This window comes from Arthrobacter sp. C9C5 (assembly GCF_013359735.1).
In the GTDB taxonomy this organism is placed as follows: Bacteria; Actinomycetota; Actinomycetes; order Actinomycetales; family Micrococcaceae; genus Arthrobacter.
The window spans coordinates 1-18377 of record NZ_JABFMX010000033.1; the positions used below are offsets into that span (position 1 = coordinate 1).

General features: G+C 69.6%; 15 protein-coding genes. 5 read left to right on the top strand and 10 right to left on the bottom strand.

What is annotated here, in order from left to right; genetic code table 11:
- The 8 genes from HNO80_RS17355 to HNO80_RS17390 all read right to left on the bottom strand — a co-directional run.
- Positions 1-533: SRPBCC family protein (locus HNO80_RS17355; protein WP_175324099.1), on the bottom strand; the 533-nt coding region annotated here is incomplete at its 3' end.
- Complete coding sequence (locus HNO80_RS17360) at positions 533-1882, bottom strand: vWA domain-containing protein (RefSeq protein ID WP_249777428.1); 1350 nt, start codon at positions 1880-1882, stop codon at positions 533-535. The genes HNO80_RS17355 and HNO80_RS17360, both read right to left, overlap by 1 nt.
- Positions 1875-2798: an AAA family ATPase gene (locus HNO80_RS17365; RefSeq protein WP_175324100.1), complete on the bottom strand. Its 924-nt coding sequence runs from the start codon at positions 2796-2798 to the stop codon at positions 1875-1877. The genes HNO80_RS17360 and HNO80_RS17365 overlap by 8 nt, the downstream gene beginning before the upstream one ends.
- On the bottom strand, positions 2795-3424 hold the full coding sequence (locus HNO80_RS17370) for a nucleotidyltransferase family protein (protein WP_175324101.1): 630 nt from the start codon (positions 3422-3424) through the stop codon (positions 2795-2797). The genes HNO80_RS17365 and HNO80_RS17370 overlap by 4 nt, the downstream gene beginning before the upstream one ends.
- Entirely contained in the window at positions 3408-4370 is a 963-nt protein-coding gene (locus tag HNO80_RS17375) for an XdhC family protein (protein WP_175324102.1), read from the bottom strand. The genes HNO80_RS17370 and HNO80_RS17375 overlap by 17 nt, the downstream gene beginning before the upstream one ends.
- A 1-nt stretch (position 4371) precedes the next feature.
- Positions 4372-6765 carry an aerobic carbon-monoxide dehydrogenase large subunit gene (locus HNO80_RS17380; RefSeq protein ID WP_175324103.1) on the bottom strand — a complete coding sequence of 798 codons (2394 nt, stop codon included), beginning with the start codon at positions 6763-6765 and terminating at the stop codon, positions 4372-4374.
- Positions 6762-7322, bottom strand: a complete 561-nt coding sequence (locus HNO80_RS17385) for a (2Fe-2S)-binding protein (protein ID WP_175324104.1) — start codon at positions 7320-7322, stop codon at positions 6762-6764. Before HNO80_RS17385 ends, HNO80_RS17380 begins: the two co-directional genes overlap by 4 nt.
- Before the next feature lie 5 nt (positions 7323-7327).
- Positions 7328-8218, bottom strand: a complete 891-nt coding sequence (locus HNO80_RS17390) for an FAD binding domain-containing protein (RefSeq protein WP_175324105.1) — start codon at positions 8216-8218, stop codon at positions 7328-7330.
- Positions 8219-8337: 119 nt separating this feature from the next.
- Between HNO80_RS17390 and HNO80_RS17395 the strand changes: the two genes are divergently transcribed.
- Both HNO80_RS17395 and HNO80_RS17400 read left to right on the top strand, forming a co-directional pair.
- Entirely contained in the window at positions 8338-9318 is a 981-nt protein-coding gene (locus tag HNO80_RS17395) for a LysR family transcriptional regulator (protein WP_175324113.1), read from the top strand.
- 122 nt (positions 9319-9440) lie between these two features.
- Positions 9441-9758: a DUF6457 domain-containing protein gene (locus HNO80_RS17400; protein ID WP_175324106.1), complete on the top strand. Its 318-nt coding sequence runs from the start codon at positions 9441-9443 to the stop codon at positions 9756-9758.
- 83 nt (positions 9759-9841) lie between these two features.
- Here the strand turns inward: HNO80_RS17400 and HNO80_RS17405 are convergent, their stop codons facing one another.
- Both HNO80_RS17405 and HNO80_RS17410 read right to left on the bottom strand, forming a co-directional pair.
- Positions 9842-12199 carry an FdhF/YdeP family oxidoreductase gene (locus tag HNO80_RS17405; RefSeq protein ID WP_175324107.1) on the bottom strand — a complete coding sequence of 786 codons (2358 nt, stop codon included), beginning with the start codon at positions 12197-12199 and terminating at the stop codon, positions 9842-9844.
- A 325-nt stretch (positions 12200-12524) separates the two neighbouring features.
- Entirely contained in the window at positions 12525-14282 is a 1758-nt protein-coding gene (locus HNO80_RS17410; RefSeq protein WP_175324108.1) for a long-chain-fatty-acid--CoA ligase, read from the bottom strand.
- 213 nt (positions 14283-14495) lie between these two features.
- Between HNO80_RS17410 and HNO80_RS17415 the strand changes: the two genes are divergently transcribed.
- The 3 genes from HNO80_RS17415 (at position 14496) to HNO80_RS17425 (ending at position 18282) form a co-directional block, all read left to right on the top strand.
- Positions 14496-15878 carry an MBL fold metallo-hydrolase gene (locus HNO80_RS17415; RefSeq protein WP_175324109.1) on the top strand — a complete coding sequence of 461 codons (1383 nt, stop codon included), beginning with the start codon at positions 14496-14498 and terminating at the stop codon, positions 15876-15878.
- Positions 15875-17191 (top strand): erythromycin esterase family protein, encoded by a 1317-nt coding sequence (locus HNO80_RS17420; protein ID WP_175324110.1) that lies wholly within the window; start codon positions 15875-15877, stop codon positions 17189-17191. The genes HNO80_RS17415 and HNO80_RS17420 overlap by 4 nt, the downstream gene beginning before the upstream one ends.
- A gap of 221 nt (positions 17192-17412) precedes the next feature.
- A complete protein-coding gene (locus tag HNO80_RS17425; protein ID WP_175324111.1) occupies positions 17413-18282 on the top strand; it encodes a universal stress protein in 870 nt (289 codons plus the stop codon).
- Positions 18283-18377 lie beyond the last annotated feature (95 nt).

Here is an 18377-nt window from a genome sequence, read left to right on the forward strand (position 1 = left end):
GCGGAAGCGGGGGCAGACGTCGGTGCGGGGGCGGCCGACGCTGCCGGCGCCGGTGCGGCCGGCGCGGTCGGGGACTCCGCGGCACCCGGTTCGGCGAGCATGGCCTGCAGGTTGCTGGCGAAGAGTCCCATCATTTGTTCGGTGACGCTGCCGATCACGCTCTTGCCCATCGCCGCGGCCTTGCCGGAGAGTGCTAGATCGGCACTGACGGTTCCGCGCGTCGTGGTCCCCTCCTCCGCCAGGGCCAGTGTGACCTTCGCTTCCGCGGTGCCCTGGCCGCGGGTTTCCTGTGCCTTGCCGCCGAGTACGGCCCGGTGCTCGGCGGCGTTCCGCTCCAGGACATTGAGCAGGCCCTTGTACTGCATGTTCACCGGACCGAGCTTCACCGTCATGCCCACCTGGTAGGCGTCGTCGGATAGCTTGTTCAGGATCTGCGCACCCGGAAGGCAACCGGCCACCCGTTCGAAATCCATCAGCGTGTCCCAGACCTTGCCGATCGGTGCAACCACCGAGAAACTGCTGTCAATCTGCATTAGCTGCTCCCTTGACTTGCGATCACTTGTCTTCCAACTGTGCGTCCGCCCGGCTCGGGCGGGCCGTCGCCGCGGATTGCCGCCGCCAACTCTGCCAACGCCGTGTAGCTGTGTCCGCTGACGAACGCGTCGCAGTAGGGCAGCGCGGCGGCGATCCCGCCAGCCAACGGCTGATAGTTCGGCGCTGCCTTCCGCGGGTTCACCCAGACCACCCGGTGCGCGAGCCTGCGCAGCCGGGCCATCTGGGCCGCGATCTGCGCCGGATCTTCCTGCGCCCAGCCGTCGGAGAAGACCACCACCACGGCCCCTCGCGCCAGGCCGCGCCGGCCGTGTTCGTCCACGAAGCGCCGGAGGCTCTCGGCGATCCTGGTGCCGCTGGCCCAGTCGGGTGCGGTGGCGGCCGCCTGCGCAAGTGCCAGGTCCTGGTCGCGTTGGGCCAGTTGCCGGGTCAGGCGTGTCAGCCTGGTGGAGAACACGAAGGCCTCCGCCCCGGCCTTTGTGACGGCACCCTGCAGCAGCGCGAGGAAGATCCGGGAATACGCTTCCATCGAGCCGGACACATCGCAGAGCAGCACCAGCTTGCGCCTTTGCTCGCGGCGCCGGGCGTACAGGAGCCTGGGGGAGTCAGAGCCGGAGCGGCGGGCAGCCCGCACGGTGGCCCGGATGTCCAGGCGTGCGCTGCTGTGCGGCGACTTGCGCGTACGCCGGCTCAGGCGCACGGGTGTTGCCAGCAGGATCCGGGTGGCCAGTCGGCGGATCTCGGCGGCTTCCGCCTCGGTGAGGTCGGCAAAGTTCATCCCGTGCAGGTGTTCTTCGGTGGACGCCATCGCGAGGATGGCCTCGCGCTCCGGCCCCTGCCGGTCTCCGGCAGCGTCCCGGCCCGCGGCCACTACGGGGTGCGGCCGCCGGGCGGTGCTGCCCGGCTCGGTCTCGCGTCCGGTGTGGGCGGCGGCCCGGGTGCGCGAACCGTCCGCCGGAGGCGGCGCTGCCGGGACCGGTACCGGTTCGCCGGCGTGGCGGTCCAGCGCGGCGGCGGGATCGAAGCCACCCCGGAAGACGGCGCGAAACACGGCGTCGAACACGGGCAACTGCTCACGGCTGGAGACCAGCACCACCCGCAGGGTCCAGTACAGCCGCTCGAGGTACGTCGGCGGGACCAACCGGAGTGCCACCGCCAGCCGGGCGGCCCGGTCCGGCGAGCACGTGACGCCCGCGCCGCGCAGGGCCGTGATGAAAGCCGCAGCCAGGGAGGCGGCCTCGACGGACGGCGGCCCGGCCGACGGCGGTCCGGCAGCCGGCGGTCCGGCGGTCAACGAAGAGGGCCGCGAGGGCGGCATCGGTTCAGCCATCGGTGCCGTCCACCAGCCAGGCCGCCCCGCGGGAGCCCACCAACTCCAGATCGTCGCGGTTCTTCACGATCGAACCCCAGGTCTGTTCGGCCGTCGCGGCGTCGATCCGCTCGATGCCCAGCACCGCGAGCGCCGAGACCCAGTCGATGGCCTCGGAAATCCCGGGCGGCTTGGCCAGGTCCAGGGTCCGCAGCCGCGTGATCACGGCAGCTGCCTGCAGCGCCAGCGGGCCGCTGCTGGCGGGCACCCGGCGGCGCACAATCTCGGCAATCCGGGCCGGTCCGGGGTAGTCGATCCAGTGGTAGAGACAGCGGCGGGTCAGCGCGTCGTGCAGGTCCCGGGTGCGGTTGGAGGTCAGCACCACGATGGGCGGATGCGTGGCGCGGATGGTGCCCAGCTCCGGGATGGTGACCGAGGCCTCCGCGAGCAGCTCAAAGGTGAACGCCTCGAACTCGGCGTCGGCGCGGTCGATCTCGTCCAGCAGCAGCACGGCCGGCCGCGGCCCCGGGTGTTCGATGGCCTGCAGCAGTGGCCGGCGCAGCAGGTATTGGGGGCCGAACAGCTCGGCTTCGCTGACCTCGGCGTCGCGCGCCTCGGCCAGCCGGATGCCGAGCAGTTGGCGCTGGTGGTTCCACTCGTAGAGTGCCTCGCCCGCGTCGATCCCCTCGTAGCACTGCAGCCGGTACAGCGGCGTGTCCAGCAGCAGCGCCAGCGTCTTCGCGGCCTCCGTTTTGCCCACCCCGGCCTCACCCTCGAGCAGGATGGGCTGGGGGAGGCGCACCGCGAGGAACAGTGCGGTGGCGAGCCCGGTGTCGGCCAGGTAGTCGTGCTTGTCCAGGGCTGCCATCAGTGAGGCCACGTCGGGGACCCTCCGCTGCACCTCTTCCTCCGCCCCTGTCCGGGCCGCCGTGTTCACCCGGCCCCCTGCAGCTCGGCCAGCACCCGCCGGTAGTCCTCCTCGGTGTCGACGTCGAGGGGGATGCTGCCCGGCGTGGGAACCTCGACGACGTCGTCCGCGCGCTGCTCCAGCAGCTTCCACACGGCCTTGTCGCCGTGCAGCGACGCCAGGTCCGGCAGCAGCGGCCGGCCGAACGCGAGGGGATGGCCGACGCCGTCGTCGTAGCGGCATACCGCCGCCCCGGGACCGTCGGCCCGGGCCAGCGCCCGCAACAACGGGGCCACGCTCTCCGCCCGGACCCCCGGCTGGTCGCCCAGCAGCAGCACCACCGCCTCGGTGCCAGGCCGCAGCACGGCCATCGCCGCGGCGATCGAGGACGAACATCCCTCGCCATAGTCGGGGTTGAGCGCCACCTCGCAGCCGGTGGTGTCCACGGCGCGGAGGACCTCCGCGGCGGATCCGCCCAGCGCCAGGACGGTCTGTGCGAACCCGCAGCGCCGGGCCGTCGCGAGGACGGCGTCCAGCAGCACGCCGTCCCCGAAGGGCAGCAGCTGTTTGGGTCGGCCCAGGCGCGCCGACGCCCCGGCCGCCAGGATGACGGCCGCGGTGCCGGCCATGCGGGGTGATTCAGCTGCTGAGGGCATAGCGCTCCGGGTCCTTGCGGAAGGCCGCGCGGCAGCCGGGCGAGCAGAAGTACACGGTGACGCCGTTGTGCTCGAGCTGCAGCGACGATTCGACCGCCGGCACGGACATGCCGCATACGGGGTCGACCGCGGTTTTCGGTTGCGGGGTGGACGGCGCGGGAACCCCGCCGGCCTGCGCGCTGTTCTGCCCGCCGGCCTGGGCGCTGTGCTGCGCGCCGGCCCGTGCCGCGGCGCGCTCCTGGACCAGCTGGGCGAGGATGGACAGGGCGATTTCCCCGGGGGTGCGGGCGCCCAGCTGCAGGCCGGCCGGGGTGTACACCCGGGAGCGCAGTACATCGTCCACGTCGAGCGAGTCCAGCACGGCGGCGCCGCGTGATTCGCTCGCCACCAGGGCGACGTAGGGCACGCCGGCGCGCAGCGCGGCTTCGAGGGCACCCTCCTCGGCCTTGCCATGCGAGGCGACGATCAGGGCGGCGTCGTCCGGGCGGGGTTCGGCCGCCCCGCCGTCGGCGAGTTCGACGTCGAAACCCACCCCTGACCCCAGCGCGGCGAGAGCCTGCGCCACCGGCGCGGCCCCCACCACCACCACCCGGGGCGCTGGGAGGCGCGGCTGGAGGAAGATCTCGATCGCGCCGCCGCTCAGGCACGGGTTGGACACCTCGACGGCGCCCTCCTCGGCCCGGCGGGATGGTTCCCCGGGCAGGACGCGCAGCAACAGGGGTTCCCCGGAGGAGAGCACCTGCAGGCCGTACTCCCGAACCGAGGACTCAACGCAGTTCCCGCCGACGAAGCCCTGGATCTCACCGCCGGGCAGCACCAGGGCGGTGTCCCCGGCGCGGGCGCTGGTCGGATGCTGGGCGCGGACCACCGTGGCGTGCACGAACGGTTCGCGGCGGGCGGTGAGTTCGCCGGCCCGGGCGGCGACGGCTTCTGCGGCGGTGGTCATCTCAGATCGGCGGCGTTGCCCGGCCCTGCATGGCGGCCCAGACCCGGGCCGGCGTGCACGGCATGTCCATGTGCACGACGCCGAATGGCGCCAGCGCGTCGACCACCGCGTTCACGATCGCCGGCGGTGAGCCGACCGTGGCGGATTCGCCGATACCCTTGGCGCCAATGGGGTGGTGCGGTGATGGTGTGACCGTGAACCCGGTCTCCCAGTCCGGGACTTCCATGGCCGTGGGGATCAGGTAGTCCATGAAGGAGCCGCCCAGGTTGTTGCCGTCCGCGTCGAACTCGATGATCTCCATCAGGGCCATCCCGACGCCGTCGGTCAGGCCGCCGTGGACCTGGCCTTCGATGATCATCGGGTTGATCCGGGTCCCGCAGTCGTCCACCGCGATGAAGCGCCGCACCTTAACGTGGCCGGTGCCGGGGTCGACGTCGACGACGCAGATGTAGGCGCCGAAGGGGAAGGTCAGGTTGGGCGGGTCGTAGGTGACCTCCGCGTCGAGGTTGCCGTCGACGCCCTCGGGCAGGGTCATGGTGCCGTGGGCGGCCATCGCGATGTCCTCGATGGTCTTCCCGGCGGTGGGATCGCCCTTCACGAACCAGCGGCCCTTTTCCCATTCAAGGTCCTCCGGGCGGGTCTCCAGCATGGCCGCGGCGATCAACTTCGCCTTCTCGCGTACCTTGCGCGCCACGAGCGCCACCGCGCCGCCGCTGACCGGCGTCGAGCGGCTCCCGTAGGTGCCCAGCCCGAACGGCGTCTGGTCCGTGTCGCCGTGGACGACGTCGATGTTCTCCGGCGGGATGCCGAGTTCCTCCGCGACGATCTGGGCGAAGGTAGTTTCGTGGCCCTGGCCCTGGCTTTGCACGGACAGCCGCACGACGGCCTTGCCGGTGGGGTGCACCCGGAGCTCGGCGCCGTCGGCCATGCCGAGGCCGACGATGTCGAAGTGCTTGCGCGGCCCGGCGCCGACGACTTCGGTGAAGAAGGAGATTCCGATGCCCATCAGCTCGCCCTTGGCGCGCTTCTGAAGCTGTTCGCGCCGCAGGTCCTCGTAGCCGGCCAGCTGCATGGACAGCCGCATGGCCGCCTCGTAGTTGCCCGAGTCATAGACCCAGCCGGTCTTGTTGGCGTAGGGGAATTGCTCCGGCTTGATGAAGTTCTTCAGCCGCAGCTCCGCGGGGTCCATCTCCAGCTTCCGGGCCAGGATGTCGACCATCCGCTCCACGAGGTACACGGCCTCGGTGACGCGGAAGGAGCAGGCGTAGGCAACGCCGCCGGGTGCCTTGTTGGTGTAGACGCCGGTCACCTTGCAGTGGGCGGCCTGCAGGTCGTAGCTGCCGGTGAAGATGGAGAAGAATCCGGCCGGGTTCTTGGTGGGCTGGGCGGTGGCGTTGAAGGCGCCGTGGTCTGCCAGCACGTTGGTGCGCAGGGCCAGGATCTTGCCGTCCTTGGTCGCGGCGATTTCGCCCTGCATGATGTAATCGCGGGCGAAGGAGGTGGACATCAGGTTCTCCGAGCGGTCCTCCACCCACTTGACCGGTCGGCCGGTGACGATGGAGCCGACCACGGCGAGGATGTAGCCGGGGTAGATGCCGACCTTGTTGCCGAAGCCGCCGCCGATGTCCGGCGACACGATCCGGATCTTGTGCTCCGGGATGCCGGCCACGATCGCGAACAGCGTGCGGTGCGCGTGCGGGGCCTGCGTCGTCTCGTACAGGGTCAGTTTGCCGTTGACGGCATCAAAGTCGGCCACGGCGCCGCAGGTCTCCATCGGGGCGGGGTGCACGCGGGGGTACACCATCTCCTGGCTGACCACGACGTCGGCGCTTGCGAACACGGCGTCGGTCTCGGCCGCGTCCCCCATCTCCCAGTCGAAGATCTTGTTGTCCGTCCGGCCTTCAATTTCGTCCCGGATGAGCGGGGCGTCGGCGTCGAGGGCCTTGCGCGCGTCGACCAGCGGCGGCAGCACATCGTATTCGACGTCGATCAGTTCCAGCGCGTCGCGGGCGGCGTACCGGTCCTCGGCCACCACGAACGCGACCTCCTGGCCCTGGAACCGGACCTTATCCGTGACCAGCACGGCCTGGACGTCGGCGGAGAGTGTCGGCGCCCAGGCGAGCTTGAGGCCCTCCAGATCCTTGCCGGTGATGACGGCGAGGACCTTGGGGTGCGCCAGGGCGTTGGTGGTGTCGATCGACACGAGCCGGGCGTGCGCCACCGGGGCACGCAGGATCGCGCCGTGCAGCATGCCGGGCAGCACGAGGTCGTCGATGTAGTGGCCCTTGCCGCGGACGAAGCGGGGGTCCTCCTTGCGCTGGATGCGGCCGTAGCCGATCGGCCGGTCCGCGTCGCCGGCAGCGGGGTTGCTCTCCCGCTCATGGATGACGGTCATGCCTTCACCTCTGAGTCTTCGGTTTCCGTGGCGACGTCCGCCACCACGGTGTCGGTGCCGTCGAGGACCTCGTCGGCCCCTTCGCCCCCGCCGGCGGCCGCCGGATGGGCCGCCGCCCACTGCACCGAGCGGACGATCGTCGCGTAGCCGGTGCACCGGCAAATCTGACCGGAGATGGCCTGCCGGATCTCGCCGTCGTCGGGGTGCGGGTTCTTATCCAGCAGGGCGCGCGCGGTGAGCATCATGCCCGGGGTGCAGAAGCCGCACTGCAGCCCGTGTTCCTCCATGAAGCCCTGCTGCACGGGGTCGAGCGTGGTCCCGGCGGCGAGCCCCTCGACGGTGCGGATGTCGTGCCCGGCAGCCATCGCCGCGAGGACGGTGCAGGACTTCACCGGCTGGCCGTCCATTAGGACCACGCAGGTTCCGCAGTTGCTCGTGTCGCAGCCCCAGTGGGTGCCGGTCAGTCCGAGCACCTCGCGGATGTAGTGGACCAGGAGCACGCGCGGTTCAATCTCGGACGTAACTTCGTTGCCGTTCACGGTCATGCTGATCTGCATGCGCTTCAGCCTTCCTGTGTCTGTGCGGCTGGCTGGGCGGCGCGCGCGCAGGCCTGCCGCAGGACGCGCCGGGTGAGTTCGTCGGCCAGGTGCCGTTTGTAGTCGACCGGTCCGCGCTGGTCCGCCACCGGGTCGCAGGCCTCGGCGGCCAGCCGGCCGGCGTCGGCGAACAGCTCCTCGGCGGGGCGCTTGCCGCGCAGCAGTCCGGCCGCTTCGGTGATGGTGTGCTCCAGGCCGAGTGCGGTCAGCCCGACGGCGGCATCGGCGATGCTGCCGTCTTCCGCGAGGGTCACGGACGCACCCGCGGCCCCGACGGCCCAGTCGCCCACGCGCCGCTCCACCTTCTCGTAGGCGCTACCGGAGCGGGCCTTGATGGGGATGCGGACCTCGCACAGCAGCTCGTCCTGGCCGACGGCGGTCTGGTAGGGGCCGCGGTGGAAATCCTGCATGGCCAGGCTGCGTTCGCCGCCGGGACCGCGGACCACGGCGACGGCGCCCAGGACGTCGCACACCGTGGAGAGGTCCTCGGCCGGGTCGGCCTGGCAGAGTGAGCCGCCGATGGTGCCGCGGTTGCGGACCACCGGGTCCGCGATCACCAGCTCGGCGTCCCGGACGATCGGGAACAGCCGGGCGATCTCGTCTGATTCCAGCAGTGTGCTGTGGCGGGTCAGCGCGCCGATGCGCAGTTCCCCGCCGTCGCGCAGGATGAAGTCGAGTTCGAAGAGGTCGTTGATGTCGATCAGCCATTCGGGCCGGGAAAGCCTGAGCTTCATCATCGGAATCAGGCTGTGGCCGCCGGCGATGACCCGCGACTCGGGACCGTGGCGTGCCAGAAGTTCGAGCGCGTTCTCCACCGTGGTGGCCCGAACGTAGTCGAATGGAGCCGGAATCTGCATAGTCCCACCTCACTCCAAGGCGCGGGCAACGTCGCCCGGCGCCGATTTAACGCAAGTCTTGCCCCGCCCCGACGAGGGTGTCAACATCGTCATAAGCGAAAGGTTATGAAGCCGTGTCGATGACGTTGGGCCAGCTGCGGACGTTCGCGCTGGTCGCGCGCCTGGGCTCCCTTCACGCCGCCGCGGCCGCCCTGGGGGTGAGCGAGCCCGCCGTGTCGGCGGCCCTCGCGGCGCTCCGGCAGGACCTGGGCGACCCCTTGTTTGTGCGGGCCTCGGGTGGGATCACCCTGACGCCCGGCGGCCGGGCCCTGGCGGACTATGCGCAGGAAATCGTCGGTCTAGCCGACCAGGCCCGCTGGGAGGTCGGCAACGCCAAGAACGACGCCGGCCGGCTGAAGATCGCGGCCACCGCGCCATTTGCCGAGCACGCTGCCGGCCGGCTACTGGACTTGTTCACCAAGCGGGTCCCGGGCGCCTCGGTGGACGTCGTCGTCGTAGTGGCAGAGGACCTGGCCGGGCTCCTGCTGGAGCGCGCCTACGACATCGCCCTGGGTGCCAGGCCGCCCGCGCCCGCCGGCAGTCCCGCTTCCATCCCCGGCCTGGTATCCGTGCCGTTCCTCCGCTACCAGCGGGTCTTTGTGGCGGCCCCGGCCGACCCCCTGGGGCGGGCGCACGGCCCGCTCGCCGCGGAACGGCTGTTGGGCAGGCCCTGGTTCGCCGGTCCCGCGGGCATCCTGGAGAGTTCGGAGGAGGGTCGCTGGCTCGCGGGCCTCGGCATCGCGCCGGAGATCATCAGGCTCAGCAGCGAGACCGATGCCCTAGCGGCCGTGCGGGCGGGGGAGGGAACCATGCTGGCCTTGGGGCACATTGTTCAGGCCGAAGTCGCCGACGGCATGCTGGTGCGCCTGCCAGTCGTCGGAACCCCTGTGCCCGGCTTGTGGTGGGCCAGCACGCTGGACCAGCATAGGACCACCACCATGGCCCAAACTTTGAAGCGCTTCGTCGGCACGGCCGACGCCACGGCGGCAATGGTCGCCCGCGGCGGTTCGCGCGGGCTGGAGCGCCGCGGCTCGAAGTTCCACGTTGCCCTCTGGAGCTGAGGGCCGGGGAAGCCAACGACTTGGCGGTGAGCGGCTGTGTCGCGTTGCACATTGGCCGGAATCGGTGCTACCCCTTGAGGGATAGCCGATCCACCGAAGCACCCGACGATGAGGAGTAGCACATGACCTTGCCCCGAGACGAAGACAGCTCGCTGCGGCACTGGAGCGCCCGCTTGATCCAGGCCCTGCAGATCCTGGACCTGGAAGTGGACCACGAGAAGATCGTGGAGGTTGCCGACGAATCGCTGAAGGCCGTCGGACCGCACGCGGATGCCATCAGCGCGTTCATAGTCGGCTACGCCGCCGGGACGGCATCCACCAACGGCCGGAAGAGCACCCAGGAGGCGGTGCACGCCGCGTCCAACAAGGTCATCGAGCTGTGCGAACACGGCGAGGCCGGCGGCCCGGATGAGAAGGGCTGGGCCAAGCGGGCCCAGTAGTACCGGAGCAACACCGAAAAGCGAGCAGGCCGCGTCCCCGTTGGGGGCGCGGCCTGCTCGTGGTTAGAGCGTAGGCATGGAGGCTAGACCTGCGCCGTGACTCCCGGGGCGCTGTGGAGCCGGGCCGGGCTGTCCGGCGACTGGTCCAGGCTCGGCTCGAGGCGCACGATGACGGCCTTCGAGATCGGCGTGTTGCTGCCCTCTGCCGTGTGGTTCAGTGGCACCAGCACGTTGGCCTCCGGGTAGTACGCGGCGGCGCAGCCCCGGGCCGTCGGGTAGGAGACAACGCGGAACTTGCGCAGCACGCGCTCGACGCCGTCCTGGTACTGGCCGTGGATGTCCACGAACAGCCCGTCGGCCAGGCCCAGCTCGTCCAGGTCCTCCGGATTCACGAACACCACGTGGCGGCCCTTCTTGATGCCCCGGTAGCGGTCGTTGTGGCCGTAGATAGTGGTGTTGAACTGGTCGTGCGAGCGCATGCTCTGCAGGATCAGGGTGCCCTCCGGCCGCTCCACGTGTTCGAGTTCGTTCACCGTGAGCACGGCCTTGCCGGTCGGCGTCGGGAAGGTGCGCGAGTCCCGGGGTCCGTTCTCAAGGATGAAGCCGCCTTCCTGGCGGATCCTGGTGTTGTAGTCCTTGCAGCCGCCCACCACCCGCGAGATGTGGTCCCGGATCAGGTCGTAGTTCTTCTCGTAGCCGTCCCAGTCCGCCTTGATCTTGTCGCCGACGAGGGCTTTGCCGAGCCGGCTGAGGATGGCCGGTTCGGAGAGCAGGTGGTGCGAAACGGGCTCCACGCTGCCCCACGAGGGGTGGACCGCGCAGACCGTGTCCTCGACCGAGACAAACTGCTCGCCGGATTCCTGGATGTCGATCTCGCTCCGGCCCATGGTGGGCAGGATCAGGGCTTCGGCGCCCGTCACCACATGCGAGCGGTTGAGCTTGGTGGAGACCTGGATGGACATCTCCGTCCCCGCTACGGCCGCCTCCGCGGCGTTGGTGTCGGAAATGGCGCCGACGAAGTTGCCGCCCATCGCCATGAACACCTTGATCTCGCCTTCCTGCATCTTGTTGATGGTCTCGACCGCGTCCACGCCGTGCTCGCGGGGCGGTTCGAAGTCGAATTCTTCGCCCAGGGCTTCCATGAACGACTGCGGCATCTGTTCCCAGATGCCCATGGTGCGGTCGCCCTGCACGTTGCTGTGGCCGCGGATCGGTGACGCGCCCGCGCCGGGCTTGCCCATGTTGCCGCGCAGCAGGAGCAGGTTGATGATCTCCTTGATCGTGGCCACGCCCTTCTTCTGCTGCGTGATCCCCATGGCCCAGGTGATGATGACCTTGTCGGCCTTCAGGTAGCGGGCGGCAAGCTCGTCGATCTCCTCGGTGCGCAGCCCGGTCGCCTCCAGCACCGCTTGCTCGTCCAGCAGGGCCAGGTGCTCCTTGAGCTCTTCGAGCCCTTCGCAGTGCTCGGCGAGGAAGGCGTGGTCCAGGACGGTGCCGGGGTTCTTCGCCTCGGCGTCGAGCACCCGCTTGGAGACGGCCTGCAGCAGGGCCATGTCCCCGCCGATCCGGATGTGCAGGAACTGGTCGGCGATGGACGTGCCGCGACCGATGATGCCCTTGACCTTCTGCGGGTTCTTGTAGCGGTGCAGCCCGGCCTCGGGGAGCGGGTTGACGGCGACGATCTCGCCGCCGTTGTGCTTGCAGTTCTCCAGCTCGGTGAGCATGCGCGGATGGTTGGTGCCCGGGTTCTGGCCCATGATGATGATCAGGTCAGCGTCGGCGTAATCGTCGAAGTTGACCGTGGCCTTGCCGATGCCGATGGTCTGGCCCATCGCCCAGCCGGAGGACTCGTGGCACATGTTGGAGCAGTCCGGCAGGTTGTTGGTGCCGTAGCCGCGGACCAGCAGCTGGTACAGGAAGGCAGCCTCGTTGGAGGTGCGGCCGCTGGTGTAGAAGGAGGCCTCATCCGGGGAGTCAAGGCCCCTGAGCTTTTCCGTGATGATCCGGATGGCCTCGTCCCAGCTGATCGGCTTGTAGTGGTCCTCGCCGCTGGGCTTGTAGACCGGCTCGGTCAGCCGGCCCTGCATGCCCAGCCAGTAGTCCGAGCGGTTGCGGAGTTCACTCACCGAGTGCTCCGCCCAGAACGACGTCGGGATGACCACCGGAGTCGCCTCCCAGGTGACAGCCTTGGCGCCGTTCTCGCAGAATTCGAAGGCCTTGCGGTGATGCGGATCCGGCCACGCGCAGCTCGGGCAGTCGAAGCCGTCCTTCTGGTTCATCTTCATGACCGTCTTGCGCGTGCGGTTCAGCCCCATCTGCTCGATGGCAGGCTTCATGGAGTGGTAGACGCCCGGGACGCCGGCGGCCCAGTGCTTCGGCCCGTCGCCGACCTCCAGGTCCTTTTCGTTCTCTTCTTCAACGCGCGGAGTCTTACGAGTCACGACAACTTCCCTTCTGCAGACGCCGCCGGTAGCCCGGCGGCCGGCACAACTACCTCTAGGCACCCTACCTGCCCTCTCATGACAGGCCTATCAGCTTGCCCGGAGCGCCGCAAGCAAATGGCAGGCGCCTACGGCGACCGGATTCCAGATTTTCCCAAGGCCCGTCCCGGATGCTGGCACCACCATCAGCGTCCGCAGACAGAAGCGCGTCATCCGACCGCCGACGTCGAGCCGCGGCAGAACTGCCAGGGGCCGCGTCCCGGACGCATGAGATGGGACCGCTGGCTGCCGGGTTCCCAGCGACCCGGCAGCTGGCCCTCCTCCGTCAGCGGCCGGCCGCCAGCATGTCCCGGATCTCGCGGCGCAGGACCTTGCCGATCAGCGAGCGCGGCAGCACGTCCAGGACCGCAACACGGCGGGGTACCTTATAAGCCGCCAGCTGCCCGCGCGCGAAGTCCAGCAGGGCGCCGGTATCGAGGGTGCCCCCCGGGGCGGGTACAACGGCGGCCACGACATCTTCGCCGCCGCCGGGCCGGGGCAGGCCCACCACGGAGACGTCGGCGACGCCGGGGTATTCGGCGAGGACGTCCTCCACCTCGGTCGGTGAGACGTTGAAGCCGCCGGTGATGATCAGCTCCTTGATCCGGTCCCGGATGGTGACGAAGTAGTCCTTGTCCACCGAGACGATGTCGCCGGTGCGGAACCAGCCGCCCTCCAGCAGTGCCTCCTCGGTTTCCTGCGGCCGGTTCCAGTAGCCGGCGAAGACCTGGGGTCCGCGGATCAGCAGCTCGCCAGCCTCGCCCGGTGCCCGGTCGATCCTCACGTTCTGCGGATCCACGACGCGGATGTCGGTGAGCGGGAACGGGACGCCCACCGTGCCCGGTTTGCGGCTCGGGCCGAACGGGTTGCCTATTGAGATGGGTGAGGTCTCGGTGAGCCCGTAGCCTTCGATCAGGTAGCCGCCGGTTGCTTTCTCCCAGGTTTCCACGGTGGCGGCCGGCAGGTTCATGGCCCCGGAAATGGAGAACCGGATGCCCTTGAGGCTGATGCCCCGCCGTGCCGCCGCGGCCGCGATCCGGTCGTAGATCGGAGGGACCGCCGGCAGGAAGGTCGCCGGAGACTTCCGGTACGCCTTGAGCACCAGGTCGACGTCGAACTTGGGGAAGAGCACCAGCCGCGCGCCGATGCTCAGGGCGAAGGTCATGCACAGCGTCAGGCCGTAGGCGTGGAACATGGGCAGCACCGCGTACACGGTTTCGCGCCCGTCCTTGAGCCCCGGAACCCAGGCCCGTCCCTGGGCGGCGTTGGCCTGCAGGTTCGCGTGCGTGAGCATGGCGCCCTTCGGCGCTCCGGTGGTGCCGCTCGTGTACTGCAGCACTGCCAGGTCCTCCGGCGCCGGGCGCGGGTGCCGTTTCTTCAGTTCGCCCGCGTCAAGGAGGTCGTGCCACGGCAGGACCCTGCGAGGCGCACCGCCCGTGTGGGCCCGGGGGGCGGGCTTGCCGGCGGCCAGGGCGGCCCGTGCCTTCCGGGCCGCCGGCAGCGGCAGCCGCAGTGCGAGCCGCTTGGCCAGCGGCATCGCGGGAATCAGCCCGACCGAGACGATGCTACGCAGCCCGACGTCGGCCGGCAGTTGCAGCACCCGGTCCACCGCCTTGTCCCAGACGATGGCGACGGCGGCGCCGTGGTCCTCGAACTGGTGGCGCAGTTCACGGTCCGTGTACAGCGGGTTGTGCTCCACCACGACGGCGCCGAGCCGCAACGCGGCGTGGAAGGCGATCACGTGCTGGGGGCAGTTCGGCAGCACCAGGGCAACCCGGTCACCGGCTTTCACGCCCAGTTTCTTCAGGCCGGCGGCCGCCCGGCTGATCAGTGTCCCGAGTTCCCGGTAGCTGGTCGTAGCCCCGAAGAACTCCAGCGCCGTCTTGCTTCCGAAGCGCCGGACGGAGGAATCCATCAAGTCCACCAGGGAACCGTTGGGCAGCTTGAGGTCGGCGGGGACTCCCGGGCTGTAGTGCTTCGTCCACGGACGGTCCGCCCAGGGGAGTCCGGGAACCGGGGCGCCTGGGAGCGATTTCTTGTTCATGCGTTGTCCTTGCCACTGGGAATGGCGGAGTCCGGTTTCCCTCCCCGCCCGAAGGCCTGCCCGGAGAGCCTGCCGGAAAAAGCCTACCGGTGCGGGCCCCGCCGCCCCGCCCGTACCTTGCCCGCTGCCGGCCGCCGCCCGTGACTTTTGGCCCTAGGTGGGGGCCCGGATTGCGCGGAAGGTGGGGGTGACGGACTCGGGAACGGAAGCACCATGAAACACGAGCAGCCGACCCTCCGGTTCTTCGGTGCAACGGACACCGTGACCGGATCCCGCTACTTGCTCGAAGCCGGCGGACGCCGGGTGCTGGTCGACTGCGGGCTGTTCCAGGGCTACAAACGCAGCCGCGAGCGCAACCGCATGCCTTTCCCGGTGCCGCCCCGCTCGCTCGACGCCGTCGTCCTCACCCATGCGCACCTGGACCACACCGGCTACGTCCCGGCGCTGGTCCGGGACGGCTTCGCCGGGCCGGTGTACGCCACTGACGGGACCACCGAGCTGTGCAAGCTGATCCTGCCGGACAGCGGCTACCTCCAGGAAGAAGAGGCACGTTACGCGACGCACCGCGGATCCACCCGGCACAGCCCGGCGCTGCCGCTCTACACCGCCGCGGACGCCGTCAAGTCGCTGAACAGCTTCAAGATCCGCGACTTCGACGACCCGCTGGATCTTGGCGGCGGAATGGAAATGACTTTCGTTCCTGCCGGCCACATCCTGGGGGCGGCGCAGGTCCACGTCAGGTTCGGCTCCCAGTCGGTGCACTTCACCGGCGACCTGGGCCGCGACGATGATCCGTTCATGTTCCCGCCCCGGCCGCTGGGCGCCGTGGACGTGCTTGTCACGGAGTCCACCTACGGCAACCGCAGGCACTCCACCGTGGATCCTGAACAGCAGCTCGGGGAGATCATCACGCGGGTCGCCAAGCGCGGCGGGGTGGTGATGTTCGCCGCCTTCGCCGTGGGACGGGCCGAGACGCTCATGCTGTACCTGTCCCGGCTCCGCCGCAAGAACGCCATCCCGGACATTCCGGTGTACCTCAACAGCCCGATGGCCATCGACGCCTCGGACATGTACCAGCGGCATCCCGAGGAGCACCGGCTCAAACGGGACGAATACGAGCACATGTACAGCATCGCCAAGCTCACGCGCAGCGTGGACGACTCCAAGCTGCTGAACCTCCGGGGCGGGCCGATGATCATCATCTCCGCCAGCGGCATGCTCACCGGCGGCAGGATCCTGCACCACCTCGCCGCATACGGGCCCGACCCCCAAAACGCCATCATCCTCAGCGGCTACCAGGCCGGCGGCACCCGCGGCGCCTCGCTCGCCGCGGGGGAGCGTGAGGTCCGGATCTACGGCGAAGACGTCAAAATCCGGGCCGAGGTCATCCAGATGGAGAACCTGTCCGCGCACGCGGACACGGACGGACTGATCAACTGGATGAAGGCCGCACCGGAGGCGCCGCGGATGACGTACATTACGCACGGCGAGCCGGAATCCTCCGACGCGCTGCGGGTCCGGATTAAACGTGAACTGGGCTGGCGGGCCAGGGTCCCGGAGCACCTGGAGCGGATCGACATCGGGGACCCGCGGTGAACCCGGGCAACGTCACCAAGGCATCCGTCCTGGGCGAGATCCATTCCCTCGCGCGGCCGCTCCGCACCGAACGGGACCTGGACGGGCTGGTCCGGCGCGCCGCGGAGTGCCGCTTCACGGCGATCGGGGAAGCCTCGCACGGCACCCACGAGTTCTACACCTGGCGGGCCACGCTCAGCCGCCGGCTGATCGAGGAACAGGGCTACACCTGGATCGGTGTGGAAGGGGACTGGCCCGACTGCTGGCGGCTCAACCAGTGGGTCCGGGGTCAAACCGGGCAGGACCAGGGCGTCCATGCGCTCCTCGCGGGGTTCCAGCGCTGGCCCACCTGGATGTGGGCGAACGAGGAAGTGGCCGGCTTCCTGGACTGGCTGCGCACCTGGAACTCCCACCGGCCGCTGCCGGAACGGGTCGGCTTCTACGGCCTGGACGTCTATTCGCTCTGGGACTCGCTGCGCGAGATCATCGCCTGGCTCGAGGAACACGTCCCCGACGCCGTGCCCGCCGCGATGCGGGCCTGGCAGTGCTTCCTGCCGCACCATGAGGACCCGCACCAGTACGCCTGGAGCACGCGGCTGGTCCCGAACTCCTGCGAGGCCGACGTCGTGGCCCTGCTCAGCGAAGTGCGGAGCCGCGTGTTCACCCCGGGCGACCACGACGAGGAAGCGTTCGACGCCGTCCAGAACGCCGAGGTCGCGGCCAACGCCGAGCACTACTACCGGATCATGGTCCGCGGCGACCGGCAGTCCTGGAACGTCCGGGACCACCACATGGCGGACACGATCGACCGGCTGAGCCGGCACCTGGGCGCAGCATCCAAGGGCATCATCTGGGAGCACAACACCCATGTCGGGGATGCGCGTGCCACCGACATGGCGCGGGACGGCCTGGTCAACGTCGGCCAGCTGCTGCGGGAGCGGCACGCGCTGGACGGCGTCCTGCTGGTCGGCTTCGCCGCCCACCGCGGCGCGGTCATCGCCGCCGACTCGTGGGGGACACCGGAGCGGATCCTGCCCGTGCCCGCGGCGCGCCCGGGCAGCCACGAGGATTTCCTGCACGAGGCGCTGGGCGAGCCGGCGGTGCTGGAGTTCGGCGACGACCGGACCGGGCCGTGGCTCTCGACCTGGCTCGGCCACCGGGCGATCGGGGTGGTCTACCACCCGGAGCGGGAGCAGGGGAACTACGTCCCGACCCGGATGGGGGAGCGTTACGACGCCCTGATCTGGCTCGAGGATACGGCCGCGCTGCGCCCGGTGCATCATGAAGGGCCGCCCCGGGAGCCCGAATTCGAGACCGAACCGACCGGCTTCTGAGCCGGTTGTGTGGGGCTTAAGGCCCTAACCCGCCACCGGGGGCCGGGGCACACTGAAGTGTCGGCAGAGCCTCGGTGCTGCCGGAGAGTCATGCCGGAGTGCAGCGGCCGCCAGCAACGGTCTCCGCCGCGGTCTTAGCAGTGGTCACAGAACGGTGCGCTGCCGGGATCACCGTTGAGGTCACGTACACGTTCACGCTATGGAAAAGAGCAGGATTCAGCATGAGTAAACCAATCGTCGTCGGCATCAACGGTTCGGCGGGCAGCGAGGCCGCGCTGGCGTGGGCGCTCGAACGCGCTGCCCGGCAGAAACTCCCGGTCATATGCGTCCACGCCGTGGACGACCGCTGGATGTCGCCGGACTTCCAGTACCACGAGCTCATCCGCGAATCCGGGATGGAACTGCTGGAGAAGGCCAAGGCCAATGCGAAGAACCAGGCCCCCGACGTGGACGTTGACGTCCAGTTGCGGCACGGAAGCCCCGGTTCGGCGCTCCGGGAAGCGTCCAAGGACGCGTCCATGGTCGTCGTCGGCGGCCACGATAAACACTGGATGGACGGCGGGCCGATGACGGACCGCGCCCTCCAGATCGTGAGCGCCTCGGACAGCCCGGTCGCGGTCGTCCCGAGCCAGCGCGGCACCGGGAACCACGGCGTGGTGGTCGGCGTGGACGGATCGGAAGAGTCGCTCCAGGCAGTGGCATTCGCCGCCGCCGAAGCCGACCGCGGCGGCGACGAGCTGACCGTGGTCCTGGCCTTCCGCAGCCCGGCCCGCTGGGTGGAACACCAGCTGCCCGAAAGCGGGCTCGCGGAGACGATCGTTGAAGAGGACCGGATTGTGCTGGCCGAATCGGTGGCGGGCCTTGGGGACAAGTACCCGGACCTGATAGTCCACCAGCGTCTCGAAACCGACACCGAGCCAGCGAAGGCCCTTGTTGACCTTGCCCGCGAGGCGCGGCTGCTGGTTGTCGGCAGCCGCGGCCGCGGCGGCTTCTCCAGGCTGGTGCTCGGTTCCACGGCCCATGCCGTGTTGCTGAACGTTCCTTGCCCCACCGTGGTGACCCGGCTGCACAAGGTCAAGCACGAGGACTGACCCGGCAGCCCGGCCGGGCTTGTAAGGAAGGCCCCCTTCGCTGAACTGCTCCCCGGAAGTTGGACTGAGAAATTCAGTTCCGACTCCCGGGGAGC

Coding starts and splice junctions, on each gene's coding strand:
- HNO80_RS17360 (WP_249777428.1), bottom strand. CDS start 1,882: ATGGCTGAACCGATGCCGCCCTCGCGGCCCTCTTCGTTGACCGCCGGA.
- HNO80_RS17370 (WP_175324101.1), bottom strand. CDS start 3,424: ATGCCCTCAGCAGCTGAATCACCCCGCATGGCCGGCACCGCGGCCGTC.
- HNO80_RS17375 (WP_175324102.1), bottom strand. CDS start 4,370: ATGACCACCGCCGCAGAAGCCGTCGCCGCCCGGGCCGGCGAACTCACC.
- HNO80_RS17380 (WP_175324103.1), bottom strand. CDS start 6,765: ATGACCGTCATCCATGAGCGGGAGAGCAACCCCGCTGCCGGCGACGCG.
- HNO80_RS17385 (WP_175324104.1), bottom strand. CDS start 7,322: ATGCAGATCAGCATGACCGTGAACGGCAACGAAGTTACGTCCGAGATT.
- HNO80_RS17390 (WP_175324105.1), bottom strand. CDS start 8,218: ATGCAGATTCCGGCTCCATTCGACTACGTTCGGGCCACCACGGTGGAG.
- HNO80_RS17395 (WP_175324113.1), top strand. CDS start 8,338: ATGACGTTGGGCCAGCTGCGGACGTTCGCGCTGGTCGCGCGCCTGGGC.
- HNO80_RS17400 (WP_175324106.1), top strand. CDS start 9,441: ATGACCTTGCCCCGAGACGAAGACAGCTCGCTGCGGCACTGGAGCGCC.
- HNO80_RS17410 (WP_175324108.1), bottom strand. CDS start 14,282: ATGAACAAGAAATCGCTCCCAGGCGCCCCGGTTCCCGGACTCCCCTGG.
- HNO80_RS17415 (WP_175324109.1), top strand. CDS start 14,496: ATGAAACACGAGCAGCCGACCCTCCGGTTCTTCGGTGCAACGGACACC.
- HNO80_RS17425 (WP_175324111.1), top strand. CDS start 17,413: ATGAGTAAACCAATCGTCGTCGGCATCAACGGTTCGGCGGGCAGCGAG.